Origin of the sequence: Halomarina halobia, assembly GCF_029338575.1 — an archaeon.
In the GTDB taxonomy this organism is placed as follows: domain Archaea; phylum Halobacteriota; class Halobacteria; order Halobacteriales; family Haloarculaceae; genus Halomarina; species Halomarina halobia.
Map to the genome: position 1 here is coordinate 180293 of NZ_CP119993.1, position 14093 is coordinate 194385.

The 14093-nt window shown below is 63.0% G+C and carries 11 protein-coding genes; 7 read left to right on the forward strand and 4 right to left on the reverse strand.

Translation table 11 applies throughout. From position 1 onward, the window contains the following. Positions 1 to 69 precede the first annotated feature (69 nt). The 5 genes from P1K31_RS16400 (at position 70) to P1K31_RS16420 (ending at position 4441) form a co-directional block, all read left to right on the forward strand. Positions 70 to 840, forward strand: coding sequence for an MFS transporter (locus tag P1K31_RS16400; RefSeq protein ID WP_276306388.1), 771 nt, complete (start codon positions 70 to 72; stop codon positions 838 to 840). Between the two features lie 208 nt (positions 841 to 1048). Further along, the gene (locus P1K31_RS16405) at positions 1049 to 1426 is read left to right on the forward strand and encodes an MFS transporter (RefSeq protein ID WP_276306389.1); all 378 of its coding nucleotides are present in this window, start codon (positions 1049 to 1051) and stop codon (positions 1424 to 1426) included. A gap of 109 nt (positions 1427 to 1535) precedes the next feature. Next, on the forward strand, positions 1536 to 3335 hold the full coding sequence (locus P1K31_RS16410) for an ABC transporter substrate-binding protein (RefSeq protein ID WP_276306390.1): 1800 nt from the start codon (positions 1536 to 1538) through the stop codon (positions 3333 to 3335). A gap of 189 nt (positions 3336 to 3524) precedes the next feature. Next, entirely contained in the window at positions 3525 to 3893 is a 369-nt protein-coding gene (locus P1K31_RS16415; protein ID WP_276306391.1) for an aldolase/citrate lyase family protein, read from the forward strand. An 86-nt stretch (positions 3894 to 3979) separates the two neighbouring features. Beyond that, complete coding sequence (locus P1K31_RS16420) at positions 3980 to 4441, forward strand: MaoC family dehydratase (protein ID WP_276306392.1); 462 nt, start codon at positions 3980 to 3982, stop codon at positions 4439 to 4441. A gap of 174 nt (positions 4442 to 4615) precedes the next feature. On the opposite strand, the gene P1K31_RS16425 is transcribed toward P1K31_RS16420, so the two are convergent. The 3 genes from P1K31_RS16425 to P1K31_RS16435 all read right to left on the reverse strand — a co-directional run bounded on the left by P1K31_RS16425 (position 4616) and on the right by P1K31_RS16435 (position 8231). Beyond that, complete coding sequence (locus tag P1K31_RS16425; RefSeq protein ID WP_276306393.1) at positions 4616 to 5806, reverse strand: iron-containing alcohol dehydrogenase family protein; 1191 nt, start codon at positions 5804 to 5806, stop codon at positions 4616 to 4618. A 150-nt stretch (positions 5807 to 5956) separates the two neighbouring features. Further along, entirely contained in the window at positions 5957 to 6973 is a 1017-nt protein-coding gene (locus P1K31_RS16430) for an alcohol dehydrogenase catalytic domain-containing protein (RefSeq protein WP_276306394.1), read from the reverse strand. 79 nt (positions 6974 to 7052) lie between these two features. Continuing rightward, positions 7053 to 8231 (reverse strand): iron-containing alcohol dehydrogenase, encoded by a 1179-nt coding sequence (locus P1K31_RS16435; RefSeq protein WP_276306395.1) that lies wholly within the window; start codon positions 8229 to 8231, stop codon positions 7053 to 7055. Between the two features lie 2322 nt (positions 8232 to 10553). Between P1K31_RS16435 and P1K31_RS16440 the strand changes: the two genes are divergently transcribed. Together P1K31_RS16440 and P1K31_RS16445 are read left to right on the forward strand one after the other, a co-directional pair. Next, positions 10554 to 11321 carry an IclR family transcriptional regulator gene (locus P1K31_RS16440; protein WP_276306396.1) on the forward strand — a complete coding sequence of 256 codons (768 nt, stop codon included), beginning with the start codon at positions 10554 to 10556 and terminating at the stop codon, positions 11319 to 11321. A 1-nt stretch (position 11322) separates the two neighbouring features. After that, entirely contained in the window at positions 11323 to 12927 is a 1605-nt protein-coding gene (locus P1K31_RS16445) for an AMP-binding protein (RefSeq protein ID WP_276306397.1), read from the forward strand. Here the strand turns inward: P1K31_RS16445 and P1K31_RS16450 are convergent. Next, complete coding sequence (locus P1K31_RS16450; protein ID WP_276306398.1) at positions 12924 to 13985, reverse strand: phosphotransferase family protein; 1062 nt, start codon at positions 13983 to 13985, stop codon at positions 12924 to 12926. The genes P1K31_RS16445 and P1K31_RS16450 overlap by 4 nt on opposite strands. Between the last annotated feature and the right edge of the window lie 108 nt (positions 13986 to 14093).

A 14093-nucleotide genomic window follows, 5' to 3' on the forward strand; every position in this document is an offset into this window, starting at 1 on the left:
GCCCGGAACGCCGGTCGCACGCCGCTGCTGGCGATACACCGATCGCGATGATTCCGTGGCGAGAGCGAGGTGATACGCTGGGATGTCGATAAGTATAACTCGATGGATTCTGATGTGGCACCGAACGCGATCGGCCGCCATTCGCACTATAACACCATGGTCCGTGAATCCACTACGACACTCGGGGTCACCAGCGTCGCGCTCGTGTTGACGGTGCCGGTCTGGTTCACCTACCCCGCGGTCCGTCCACAGGTGCTAGACGAGTGGGGATTGACCGGGCTAGATGCGGGTATCGTCCTCGCCGCGTTCCAGGCAGGATACCTGCTGGTCATCGTCCCTGCGGGGATGCTCGCGGATCGGTACTCAGAGCGGTGGCTGGTTGCCGTCGGGGCCCTCGGGACTGGTCTCGCGAGCCTGGCGTTCGCGTTCGGCGCTCGAGGATTCCTCTCGGGGACGGCACTACGGTTCGTCGCCGGACTGTTCATGGTAGGAGTGTACGTCCCCGGAATGCGGTTCGTCAGTTCCTGGTTCCCGACGGAGACCCGGGGTAGAGCGTTCGGTGTGTACGTCGGGGCGTACTCGACTAGTAGCAGCGTCTCGTTTCTCGCGGCATCGTCGGTCGCGGCCGCCGTCGATTGGCGAACTGCGATCGCAGTGACGAGCGTCGGTGCGCTTCTCGCAGCACCCCTGTTCTCGCCCTTACCGACGACCCGCCGGACACGTGTGAGCCGTCTACTGCCGAGTCAGATGGCGGGAAACGACACGAAGGCCCGGACGACACTACAGACAACCCGTCCCGCTTCGCCGTGCTGCGGAATCGGCGGTATCTCTTCGCGGTAAGTACCTACACCTGGCATGCCTGGGAACTGTTCGGAGTCAGGAGCTGGTTACTAGTGTTCCTCACGACGCTTCCCGTAGTGACTGGAGGCAACTCGGCACTCGGTGCCGGGGGCCTGATGGCCATCGTGATGCTAGTCGGTGGCCCAGGGAACCTCCTCGGTGGATGGCTAAGCGACTACGCGGGGCGCCTGACGACTGTCGGTACCGCGTGGCGATCAGCGCGACCGTCAGCTTCTCGCTGGGCTTTCTCGACTGGCCCTCGCTGCCCGTACTCGTCGTATTACTGACGGTGTACGGCCTCGCGCTCACGGCCGACAGCGCACCGACGTCCGCAACGATAACCGAAGTCGTCGACGAAGCGTCGATGGGGACGGCCCTCTCCCTCCAGTCGCTCGTCGGTTTCGGGGGGACCGTCGTCTCGCCAGTCGTCTTCGGTCTCGCCGTGGATACGAGCGGCTATGGGGTGGCGTTAGCGACCCTCGGGGTGGCGGCGGGGCTGGGTCTTCTCTCCGTAGCGGCGCTTCATCGCTCGGAACGCCAGAAGTTGAGCCGACTCAGGTCGATCGGCGAAAACCTGTCTCAGTGACAGGGTCCAACTTACAGGATTCTCCGATTGACTATCACGGTTGTACTAGCGGAGTGTTACTACACCACTCCCAAAATATATATACGATAGGTTCTAGATGACCATACACATGGGTAGTGAGAACAGTTCACACAAGTCGGTTGTCAGTCGGCGGCGTCTGATACAGGCGCTCGGAGCAAGCGGGACTATCTCCCTGGCGGGCTGTATGGGAGGCGATGGGAGTGGGAGCGGTGGAGGGAATCTCGGTGAGCGTGTACCGACGGTGACCATTGAGTACTGGTCGAACCTCGGGGGGCTCTCGAAGATCATGGAGGACTCCGCGCCGATCATGAAGAACAACCTCGAGAAACGACTCGGGATAACCGTCGAGGTCAAGCCCGTCGAATTTACGACACAGATCAACAACACCATTCAGGACAAGCGAACGCATCACATCGGGTTCTGGTACCACACGAACACGCCGGACCGGCTCGACCCACAGGAGATGACGCGGCGGTACTGTGCGGACTGGGCCGGTGGAAACGGGCAGGCGAACCCACCGAACTACGCGAGCTGTGAGTACACCGACCCAGCCGTCGGGCAGGGGAACGCATCGAGCGAGGAGGAACGACAGGAGCTCGTGACGAAAGCTCACTCGATCATGAGCGAGGACCTTTCGACGCTGCCGATCTTCCCCAACTACGAGTTCGGTGCCGTCAGGACCGACTCGGTGACGCTGAACGCCGTCGGAGAGGCGGGTGTTACGCGGACGAACCCACACATCTACATCCAGTCGGAGACGGACATGAAGCAGATCGCTTCCGTCGACACACCTGTCGCGATGGAGACGGGAAACTACCCGATCATCGACTCCTCGGGCGCACAGGCGATCTGGAACCACCTCGTCACCTCAACGCTCACCGAGTACGACGAAAACTTCGAACTACAGGATATACTGGCAAAAACATACGAGATCGAAGACGACGCGAAGCGCATCACGGTTGAGCTTAAGGACGCGACGTTCCACAACGGCGACCCGGTGACTGCCGAGGATGTCAAGTTCACCTACAAGCAACTGTGGGACCACCCGGGGGCCTACCCCCAAGCCAGTTCCCCTGACTACGAGTCGATCAACGTCGTCGACGATAAGACGACGGAGTTCGTCTTCAACAGCCCGTACCTACCGCTGATTCAGAAGGTATGGCCGCGCTGGGGAATCATGCACAAGTCGTCGTGGGAGAGAGGCGGCGCACCGGACAACGCGGAAGGGTTCGATCCGGACACCATCATCGGCGCCGGCCCGTTCGCGATCCGCGAGTTCTCGATCGGGTCGCACCTGGACCTCGTTCCCCACGACGGACATCCCGTTCACAAACCCGGCCACGAGTTGTTCCTGCAGGCCTACCGGAACGAGCAGACGGCAGTCCAGGCGTTCCGGGCCAACGAAGTCCAGCTCGCACCGAATCTCTCGCCAGGGTCGATCCAAAACATCGAGAACGACCTAGGTGACGTCGCCAAGACGGTATCGAAACCCGGGTTCATGCCGTTCATCCTCTACCCACAGCAGTCGTGGTCTCCCGGACAGTTCCGCGAGTTCCGGGCGGCCGTCGGTGCGGCCATCGACCGGAAGCGAATGAGCGCCACAGCGCTACGCGGTGCAGCCGAACCACAACTCTACTCGTGTCCGCTAATGGACGCCCACCCAGCACGTCCCGAAAAGTCGGCGCTAACAAAGATGGCTCCCGCGGAGGGGAGCGAGGACAAGGCACGGAAGGCGCTCAGCGATGCCGGTTGGGGGTGGGACGGCAGTGGGCGGCTCCACTACCCCGCAGATAAGGACCTCTCCCCGCCGTGGCCCGCCGAGGGGGTCCCCGACCCGGGGGACTTCCCCTGTCTCAACGAGGATAACGAGTACGTCCGCCCGGAGTAGTTTCCCACATGCTCGGTTCCCACTCGTCCGAGCATCCCACGATCACACGGCTCATCGCAGCGTCCGGGGGTTCCCGGTCGATCAGCAACGTCTGTCCTCTTGCGACGAGATAGTTACGTACGTACCGTCGAGATCCTGGCGGTCGCCGAACCGGGCATCCGTCACTAGACGGACTACGGGTGGTGTTCGATGACCGTCCGTTCGACGCTCTTCACGCCCGCGTTCGATCCGTCGATGATGTGGACCGCGCTTCGCAGCGACGCCGATGCGGTCACGTTCGACCTGGAAGACGCCGTCGCTTCCGCCGAGAAGCCGACCGTTCGCGAGGCGTTCGTCCCTGTGGCGAGACCGGTATCGGTGACGGACCTCATTATCGGTGTCCGAATCAATCCCTTGGATCGTGATGGCGGTGTCGATCCCGATGCACTCGCAGGAACGTCGGGCCCCTCGTACGTTGTCCTTCCGAATGTGGAACGTGGTGCGGACATCGAAGCTCTCTCGACGCTGGACCGAGCACGTGCTGCCGGAGTGGCCGGGTCCGACCGGTCCGAATCGTGACCTGCAGGCAGAGGACTGACACCACGCGAGTAGCTGTGTCGGTTTCCACGGAAGTATTATCGTACCGGAGGTTGTTTCGGTTCCGTATGACGTACTATTTCGAAGACCTCGAGGTGGGGGATACGTTCACAGCGGGCAGCTACACCGTCACGAAGGCGGAGATAATCGAGTTCGCCGAGCAATTCGATCCTCAACCGTTCCATGTGGACGAGGAAGCGGCCAGGGAGTCGCTGTTCGGGGAACTCGTCGCGAGCGGTCTCCACACGCTGTGTATCTCCGTCCGATTGTTCGTCACCGAATTTGTCCGTGGGGAGGAAGGAATCGCCAATATGGGTGGGCTCGGGATGGACGACCTCCAGTGGCACCGACCGGTAACCCCCGGAGACACGCTCTCGCTACGCATCGAAGTACTTGAGACCTCCCCGTCGACATCTCACTCGGGCCGGGGGTACGTCGACTTCGAACGAGTTATCCATACTGACGACGGCGAGCGCGTGCTCTCTCTTCTTTCCCACAACATCGTCGAACGGAGACAGAACGGGGGGTGACGCCGCTCCGCCGGCCCCGAAAACGGCCGGGGTGATGGGGATCTCGGGGATCGAATCCCGGATCATGCTGCGCTCGAACTCGATTCACCGGACGTGCGGACGTGCAGTCGGGCAGACGGTCTGTCTACGTCGATGCCCCGCAGAGCGCTCGCTCGTCCACACTGGACAGTCAGACTACCAGGCTGCCCGGAAGACTGCTTCGATGGCATCGACCGTCGGCTCGAGGTCGTCCGGTCCGTTCCGCATGAGCGCGTCCTCGTGGGCGAGCACGGCGGCTTCTCGAAGTTTTCCTCTGGCCACGCCGTCGATGTCCCGTAGTCGGCTCGGCAACTGTAGTCCGTCCCGGACGGCGGTCACCGCTTCGACGATGGCCTTTTTCGTATCGTCCGCGCCGGCCACGTCGAGTGCTTCGGCGAGTTTCGCCTCGTCACCGGTTGACTCGTCCAGCACCCATCGTAGCGCGTGCGGAACGATGAGCGCGTGGGCGATGCCCTGCTGAACGCCGAACTGATGGCGAAGTGCGTGACACATCGCGTGGACCACCGCGAGCTTTGTCGCGTGAGGGACGGTCACGCCGAACTGCGTCAGAATTCCACCGAGGACCGCTCGCTCCATCACTGTGGGGTCGTCAGCTTCGCGGAGTCGAGGGAGCGACCACCGGAAGTACCGGAGCCCTCTGATCGCGGTTCCATCGGTGATCGGCTCGCCGTGTCTGGAGTACAGTGCTTCGATACCTTTATCGAAGCTGTTCATCGCCGACCCGATCAGAATGTGCTCGGGTGTCGTCTCGAACAGATCGGGGTCGTAGTAGCCCGCCGACAGCGTCAGCGCCGAGTTCAGAACACCGCGCTCGCCCGGGCGTTCGGGGACCTTGATCCCCGCGCCCGCGGAGAGATCCGCCCCGGTCAGCGTCGTCGGAACGAATACGAGCGGCAGGAACTCGTTTTTCGCTTCCTCGACGACTACGTGGCCCGTCCGGTCGACTTCCGCCTGTATCTCGCTTACGGGTCGATAGCGTGCGTAGAGCGCGCTCGTCATCGTCGCGATGTCGAGGCTGCTGCCCGCTCCGACGCCGACCAGCACGTCGATGTCGTTCTCCTCGACGACCTCGTGGGCGTCGTACGCAGTGTGCATCGACTTTTCCGGAGTCGTCCGATCGAACACCTCGACCAGCCGGTCTCCTAAGCCGTCGGCTATCGGATCCATGACCGCTTCGTTAGCTCCCACGTTCGACCCCGTTACCACTAGTGCCCGTTCGTACCCGCGGTCGGCGAAGTCTGATCCCATCTCGGCGGTACAGCCGCGTCCGAACCTGATCGCTCCGGGCGTAAACTCGTACAGAAACGGCTCGGTGTCAAGCGTCATGCTCTGATCCTTGTGCTCATCTAGCAAAGTCTTTTCTCTGATGACGTGATGGCGATCGACGATCCGAACACCGGAGCACCGTCCTCCGGCCGGGTGACACCGCTTACACGAATCTCATCGACACATCTCTGTAGTGTCGAGCCCCACACCTCACTCGTGTGGACGGACGACGAGCTTCCCGACCAGTTGGCGGTCGGCCATGTCATCGAACGCCTCTCGAGTTCCTGCCAGCTGGTACTGTTTTCCGACAACGGGTCGCAGACGTCCGTCGGCAACGTAGGCCACCAGCCGCTCGAGGTCGGTCTGAGTCCCGAGCGTGCTCCCGATGATGCGTTTGTGGCCGAGATAGAGGTCACGAGCGTCGAAGTCGGGATATCGGCCGGCGGTGCGGCCACAGACGACCATCCGCCCACCTCTGCGTAACACGTCGACGCCCACGCGGGTGAACGGTCCGCCGAGGTGGTTAATGGTGACGTCGACCTCTCCGATGGCTTCGACCGCCGCGTGCATCTCCTCTGGGGCGCCGGTTTGGACCGCGTGTGTCAGTCCCGCTCGTTCGACGCGGGCGAGCTTCTCGCCCGACGAGGACGTCCCAATGGTCTCGGCTCCGATGAGGTTTGCGAGTTGGACGGCGGCGAGGCCGACCCCGCCGGTCGCCCCGGGAACGAATACACGGTCGTCCACCGTGGCGTTCCCCCGTGCAAGCATCCGATAGGCGGTCATGTAGGCGACGGGGAGGGCAGCGGCCGCCGCGAAGCCGACGGAATCCGGGAGGACGACGAGACGGTCAGCATCGACGGTGACGCGTTCGGCGAACGCGCCGTCGTAAATATCGTAGTGACTACACACGTTCTCAGGCCCCTCGCGACAAAACCGACACGTCCCACACGTCCGAAGCGGACAGAGGACCACCCGGTCCCCCTCCTCGACGCCCGTGACGCCCTCGCCAGTTCGCTCGACGATGCCAGCTAGGTCGCTCCCCGGAACGAACGGGAGTTCCTGGCGGTCGGTCCGTCGTTCGTCCTTCAGCTTCCAGAGGTCACGGTGATTGAGCGACGCGGCATGGACGGCCACGACCGCCTCGCCCCTCTCCGGCGTCGGGTCGGCATGGGTCTGCACTTCGATATCGGACGGACTGTCGTAGCTGGTGAACGCGGCAACACGCATACAGTAGCTATCCGAAAGAGTCGATATAACTCCCATGCTCCCGTCACCATCGACGGCCAGTCGGTCGTACGCGTATCAGTCACCCCAGATATCGCGCCAACGTGTCGCCTACGTCCTCGGTAACCGTCCGTGGGTTCGTTACGAGGCGACGCTCCTGGACCAGCGTGTTCTTGACCATCGTGTCGAGGTCGCCCGCGTCGAGTCCGAGCGCGGCGAACGATCCCGGGAGCCCGAGCGATTTGCGGAGGCGGTCCCCCTCGTCGATGAACGCCCGCGCTGCCCGCTCGTCGTCGTCGTGTATGGTGACGCCCAGTCCTCGACCGATGGCCGCGTACTCTCGCTGGCGGGCGGGGAGGTTGTACTCGAGGCCCGGGCGGAGCGATACGGCCAGGCATTCGCCGTGTGGTCGACCGGTCATGCCGCCGACGGTGCTGGCGATGGCGTGGATCGCGCCGAGCCCCGCGTTCGAGAACGCGACGCCGGCGAGATGGGATCCCAGCGACATCGCCCGTCGAGCGTCCCGGTTGGTACCGTCGAAGACTGCACGCTCAAGTGACCCATGAACAAGGTGGAGCGCCCGTCTCGAAAGAGGACGGGACAGTGGATTAGCCCCCTGGTAAGTAATCGCCCGATCCGGCACCCAGCGGTAGTCTCGTCCCGTGAGAGACTCCAGCGCGTGGACGAACGCGTCGAAGCCGGATCGAGCGGTGACTCTCGGTGGCAGTCCGATCGTCACCGCCGGGTCGACGAGCGTGATGTCTGGACGGAGGTACTCGTCGCTGATTCCCCGCTTTATCCCCTCGTGGGTCACCACGACGGTCTGAGTGGCCTGTGATCCGGTTCCGCTGGTGGTCGGAACAGCTACGAGCGGCGCGATAGGGCCGGGGACGGCATCGACGCCGACATAGTCTACGGGCGTGCCGCCGTGGACGAGCAGGAGTGCCGCGAGTTTCCCCGAGTCGAGACAGGACCCACCGCCGACCGCGACGACTCCGTCGATGTCCTGTTCGGGGAGGTCCTCGAAATCTCCCGTCGAGGGCTCGGTCGTCGCGTAGTACGTCTCCGCCGGCATGGGCAGGGAATCGAGCACGGCATCGAGCACGCCCGCCTCATCGACACCGCGGTCCGTCACGACAAGCGGACGTTCGACGCCGAGACGGCCGAGTGCATCGTCGAGACGGTCGGTGGCGCCGTCACCGAACGTGATGTCCGGTGTCGTGAACTGGAGTTCTGCCGCCGCGGGAGTTGGGTCGTCCATGGTCTCTGCTCAGGCCGGATGGAGTTAAGCGATCGTGCTCCGCGTAGGGTGACTCCGTCGCGGTCCAGCGAGCGGGATCGAGGGTCTGGCGTACACTCCCTGTAGTGACGCTCAATACGCACAGCACTCGAAGATCCTACGAACCGTCGATGATCTATCCCGAAATACGACGGGGCGTCGAGTTATCACTACAGCCATGCACTATCACGCTCTCGGCTCGAACTCCACTACGCCCGTGTCGGGAATTGTCATCCTACGGTGGCTAAGACGAGAACACATGTCTGAGGGAACTGGCCGATGGCGGTTTGGTCCATTCAAACGCCGGTTCACGGTTTTTGACGCAGAACCCGCGTGAGCGAGCATCGACCACGTTTCGGGGTGCGGTCAGGGTCCCGCGATCATCACCGGTACGAGTGGACTACCATACGCGCCTCGTTTACGGTACTGAACGATGACTTCGCGCTCCGAGTCCCGGTCGCGGTTCGCGGTCGTCCTAGAGAGCCGACGAAGGTGAGGACTAGACAGGCACTCGGCGATCGGTCGCAGCTATCGTCACGGTTGAGAGAATAGGAGGTTACGTTTGACGTTACCGAATATCACAATATTCGATGTCGCAGTACGAATACCGGAGAGTAGTAAGGCTCCGTATGTTTAACCTCCAAGCGAAAAGCCCTGACGCGAGTTGTGGGAACCTGGTTTGAGGTCTCGATAGGACGTTTGTGGCGGTCAAACGCCCCGATGTCTCCCCTTCCGATACACGGCATGATCAGCATCCTGCTGTACCGGTGGATGTCGCTCCATCCTCACAGATGCCTGACGGCTGTACTGACTGTTGTGTACTGGTCTCGGAACACCGCCTCGGTTGAAGTGGCGCGGAAGAGGACGCGATCACCCCTTGTCACTCTCTAACAGTCAGGAAGCACCGTTCGCGGGTCCGTCTCTGAGCACGATCTCGGGTTGTTTGGGACAGCCCGGTCCATCCCGTTAACTGACAAACGTCGACGGTAAACGGAAGTGTTACACCGCTACTGACGATCCTCTCGACCAGAGGACCCAGTGATACGTGACCTGATAGACATCTCCATTTACTGTTCCAATGTATACTGGTAGAGTAGGACATCGCCACCGCGACTCTAGTTTATTGACCACGTGGGGACCCCCACTTGAGCTCCTCTTTTCGCCTACCCCATCTTGTTTGAACACACCAAACGCACCCAAGGCGGTACGGCTGATTTGGATTCTCTCTTCGTTGTCGGGCACCTCATCGTATAAGACGAGACAGCCTACTGGGGTGGTGGTAACAAACACGTTAGTCTCCCTCGTTACCCTCCTTTGTTGGGTTAGTGGACTCAGAACCGTCCTTAACGATGGTTAGCATATATGGATCGACAATATCTCACCGCACTTCCATCTGGAACTGCGCGCGATCTCGCATCTCCTTTCGCTAATCTTTTCGTTTTCGTCCGAGGCGGTTGATCTAGCCGAGAATAAAGTGCAAGATGGTGGTCGTACGCTCCTCATCTTTTTCTAGCCACAAAATGGAATAACAGGGCTCATAACATTGTTTAATTGCAAATTCTATAGTGAACTCGACAAATGTCGTAACATGAGTACAGTCGTTATACGTTCAACGAGGCCTGGGCCGGGTTCTGTTAAGAGCACCTGGTACGACGGATCTCCATCGAGTAGCTGTAAGATGGCGACTGTTCCTTGAGCGGGAGCCCTAGAGCATGGCGATAGACGGCGAACGCTCTAACGGACGCCATCGCCCACACATGCTACGAGTCCTCAACAGGCTCTCCGTTCTATACTCCTTTTAGGGTCTCACCGTGATACGGACACTCGACCCACAAACCCCTCCCTGTCAAACCGGTTTAACCGGCCGATGCTAGTAGCAACACCTGCCATGTGTACGCGAACCGACTCCATGATGAGTGATATGGCCACCAGAGGACAGGTTTCCTACCTCTGAACGGATAGCGGACCAGTCCAGTATCTGTATACTGTAGTTAATATAATCTATAGATTATATCTACTATTCGTGGACCGTCCGACGAGCAGTCCTCATTTCCAACCTTATCACAAGGACGCAACAGCTCGGATCGCCACCTATCCCGTCGTTTTCGTCCGCATCCGGCATCGTCGAACCCCCAGAAACCGAGTAGAAACGTGCCCTCAAATCGAACCCACGTTCCAACGAAACACAGTATGACGACGGTTTCCGCTAGAAGTGGACGACATCGTCCGATTGATGCCTCGATTCGCCATAAATCGTTTACAATTAGCGAAAGTGCTATGTACACAGTCCCGATGTATCGTGCAATGCTCGCGAACACCCCATCCCGGCAGGTCCAGTCGGTTCGGACGGCGTTCGAGTTGATCAATCGGCTGCAGGCGCTCGGCGGAGCGACGCCGGCCCAGTTGACGGAGGAACTGGACCTCTCGAAGAGTTCGGTCCACAACTACCTGGCCACGCTCGAGGTGGAGGGGTACCTCGTCAACGACGGCGGGACGTACCGGCTCGGGCTCCGGTTTCTGACCCACGGAACGGCGGCGAAGTACGCGGCGGGCGTCGAGCGGCCCATCGTCCGGACGGTCCGGTCCGTCGCCGAGGAGCTAGCGGAGTCGACGTGGGGGGTCGCCGAGGAGTTCGGCCGCGGCTACTTCATGGAGAACGCGACGCCGGCGGATGCGACCACCACGTACGGGAGCGTGGGGAAGCGTTCGTACCTCCACACGCACGCGCTGGGGAAGGCGATCCTCGCGGGGTCGTCCGACGAGTACGTCGAGCGGGTCGCCGACCACCACGGCCTCCCGGAGCAGACGCGACGGACGACGACCGACGTCGACGACCTCATCGCCGAACTCGAGACGGTTCGCGAACGCGGCTTCGCGGTCAGCGAGGGGGAGGCGGTGCTCGGGATCCTCTCCGTCGGCGTCGGGTTCCGGGACGCGGACGACCGACGCCACGCGATCGGCGTCTTCGGGCACTCGCGTGACTTCGCGGGAAACCACCCGGAGAACATCGGCGAGCGGCTGGTCGAGGCGGTCGGAGAACTCGAGCGGCGGCCCCGAAGCGAGGGGGAGTGAGATGGCGGGCGGATCGGGTTCGGTCCGGACGCTCGGCGAACTCCTGGAGCGACGCGCGGCGGAGCGCGGCGACGAGACGTTCTTCCGCTACCAGGACGCGGCGTACTCCTACGCCGACCTCGATTCGCGGGCGAACGCGATCGCGAACGAACTGGTCTCGAACGGCGTCACCGCCGGTGACGCGGTCTGTCTCTACATGTACAACCGCCCGGAGTACCTGTACGCGGTCTTCGCGCTCGCGAAGATCGGGGCCATCGCCGCCCCCGTCGACACGCGGTTCACCGGGGAGACGCTGGCGTACGTGCTTTCAGCGACCGACGCAGACATCGTGGTTCTCGACGCCGACACCGAGTCGGCGTACGAGGCCGTCAGGAACGAGACGTCCACCGTCGGTACCGAGTTCTTCGCCGGGGAGGGAGGTCCCGACGGACCCTATCGCGATTTCGATCAGCTACTCGCGGGCGACGGTTCCGCGCCCCCCGACGCCGATGTCGGGGGGGCGGACACCTGCTCGGTGATCTACGTGCAGCGGTACCGGCGGACGCACCCGCAGGGCGTCGCGCTCCCCCACTACTCCTACGTCAACACCGGCCGGGAGTCGTGCCGTGATCTCCTCGACCTCACACGGGACGACTGCATCTTCACGACGCTGCCGTTCTACAGCAGCTACCCGATGCAGATGGGCGTCGCCGGCGCGTTGAGCAGCGGGGCCGAGTTCACCTTCGAGAAGCAGTTCGACTGCGGCCGGTTCTGGGAGCGGATCCGACAGTACGACGCGACCGTGTTCCTCTACCTGGGGCGGATGCTGTCCGTCCTGTACAACCAGGAGGAGCGCCGGCGCGACGACGAGAACCCGGTGGCGTACGCCGTCGGTCACGGCTTCGGGTTCGGGAGCGACGAGACGATGATCGCGAACTTCGAGCGGCGGTTCGGCGTGACGGTCCTCGAGGCCTACGGCATCACGCCGAGCGCGACCCTCGCAACGTCGAACCGCCCCGGCGATCGGCGGCTCGGGAGCGTCGGTAAACCCGTGGGCCACGCGGAGATCAGGATCGTCGACGGGGACGACTGGGAGGTCCCCACCGGGGAGACGGGCGAGATCCTCATCCGTCCGACCGCCCCGAACGCCATGTTTCGGGGGTTCGACGGGGACGACGAACTGACGGTCGAGGTCTGCCGGAACCAGTGGATCCACACGAACGACGTCGGCTACGTCGACGATGACGGCTACCTCTACTTCGTCGCGAGCAAGACGAACACCATCCACCTCGGTCGCGTCGCCGGCCGCATCTCCTCGCTCGAGATCGAGACCGTCATCGACACCCATCCGGCGGTTCGGGAGTCCGCGGTCTTCGGCGTGTCGGCGGGGGACGACGACGAGGCGATCAAGGCGGTCGTCGTCCCGGAGGAGGGTGCGCGGCTGAGCCCGATCGACGTCAGCGAGCACTGCGAGAAGCAGTTGACGTACCACAAACTCCCCCGGTACGTCGAGATCCGCGAGGACCTGCCGCGCTCCCCGTCGGGGAAGGTGCGGAAGGACCGGCTCGGCGACACCGCGAGCGCGAACGTCTGGGACCGGCAGCGGGGGTACGACCTGAACCGCTAGATCGGCTCGTCACCCTCGACGATCCGCATCGCCCAGTCAGCCATCGCGGGGACGCGCTCGCGCATCTTCGGGTACATCGGGTCGTCGGCGTTCCCCTCAAGGTGGCGGCGGAAGAACATCTCGCAGAGCGCCGCGAGCTTGTACACCGAGAGGGCGCGGTAGAACCGGCCGTTCTCGAACGCGATCCCCGTGGCGGCCTCGTATCGCTCGACGAGTTCCCCCTTTGTCGGGTAGCCGTCCCGGTCGGTGAACGTCGGGACCAGTTCCGGGATGGCCGCCTCGGGGTCGCCCGGGTCCCGCCAGTAGGTGAGCAACCAGCCGAGGTCGAACCGCGGATCGCCGAGCGTGCTGAGTTCCCAGTCGAAGATGCCGGCGATATTCGGGGGCGCGCCCGGCCCGAACACGACGTTGTCGAGCTTGTAGTCGCCGTGTACGAGCGCGTTCGGATGCGACTCCGGGACGTTGTCGTCGAGCCAGGAGCCCACCTCCCGGATCGTCGGCACGTCCCGCTCGGCCGCCGTGACGTCGAAGGCCCAGTCGAACTGCCGGTGCCACCGGTCGACCTGCCGCTCGGTGTAGGTCTCCGGCCGCCCGAAGTCGCCGAGTCCGACCGCCTCGTAGTCGACGGCGTGGACCTCCGCCAGCCGGTCGACGAGTTCCTCCCCGATCCGGCGTCGGCGCTCCGGCGTCGCGAACCGGGGGGGTTCGTCCTCCCTGAGGACGTCGCCGCGTTCACGCTCCATGAGGTAGAAGTCGCACCCGATGACGCCGTGGTCGTCGCAGCCGAGTACGGTCCGCGGCACGCGAACGTCGGTCCCCTGGAGCGCGTCCATCACCCGGTACTCCCGGAGCACGTCGTGGGCCGTGTCGGCCGTCGTTCCCGGGGGCGGCCGCCGGAGGACGAGCTCGCGCTCGCCCCACGTGACGAACAGCGTCTCGTTCGAGTGGCCCGCCCGGTGGCGGGTCACCTCGAACGCCGTCGCGGAGCCGAGCTCCGCGTCCAGGTACTCGGCCAGGGCCGCCTCGTCGACGATCCTGTTCAGGTACTCGTCACTCATGGGTACTCGCGCCGAACGGACGTACGGACTCCAGTGGGGTAGCTCGATACATGCTCGAACGTCTGCTACTCGACTCTCCCCCGGCCCACTAAACTATGTGGGTGCGGC

Bases quoted from the DNA above. Each gene is read 5' to 3' on its own strand.
- P1K31_RS16410 (WP_276306390.1), top strand. From the start codon at position 1,536: ATGGGTAGTGAGAACAGTTCACACAAGTCGGTTGTCAGTCGGCGGCGT.
- P1K31_RS16415 (WP_276306391.1), top strand. From the start codon at position 3,525: ATGACCGTCCGTTCGACGCTCTTCACGCCCGCGTTCGATCCGTCGATG.
- P1K31_RS16420 (WP_276306392.1), top strand. From the start codon at position 3,980: ATGACGTACTATTTCGAAGACCTCGAGGTGGGGGATACGTTCACAGCG.
- P1K31_RS16425 (WP_276306393.1), bottom strand. From the start codon at position 5,806: ATGACGCTTGACACCGAGCCGTTTCTGTACGAGTTTACGCCCGGAGCG.
- P1K31_RS16430 (WP_276306394.1), bottom strand. From the start codon at position 6,973: ATGCGTGTTGCCGCGTTCACCAGCTACGACAGTCCGTCCGATATCGAA.
- P1K31_RS16435 (WP_276306395.1), bottom strand. From the start codon at position 8,231: ATGGACGACCCAACTCCCGCGGCGGCAGAACTCCAGTTCACGACACCG.
- P1K31_RS16440 (WP_276306396.1), top strand. From the start codon at position 10,554: ATGCTCGCGAACACCCCATCCCGGCAGGTCCAGTCGGTTCGGACGGCG.
- P1K31_RS16445 (WP_276306397.1), top strand. From the start codon at position 11,323: ATGGCGGGCGGATCGGGTTCGGTCCGGACGCTCGGCGAACTCCTGGAG.
- P1K31_RS16450 (WP_276306398.1), bottom strand. From the start codon at position 13,985: ATGAGTGACGAGTACCTGAACAGGATCGTCGACGAGGCGGCCCTGGCC.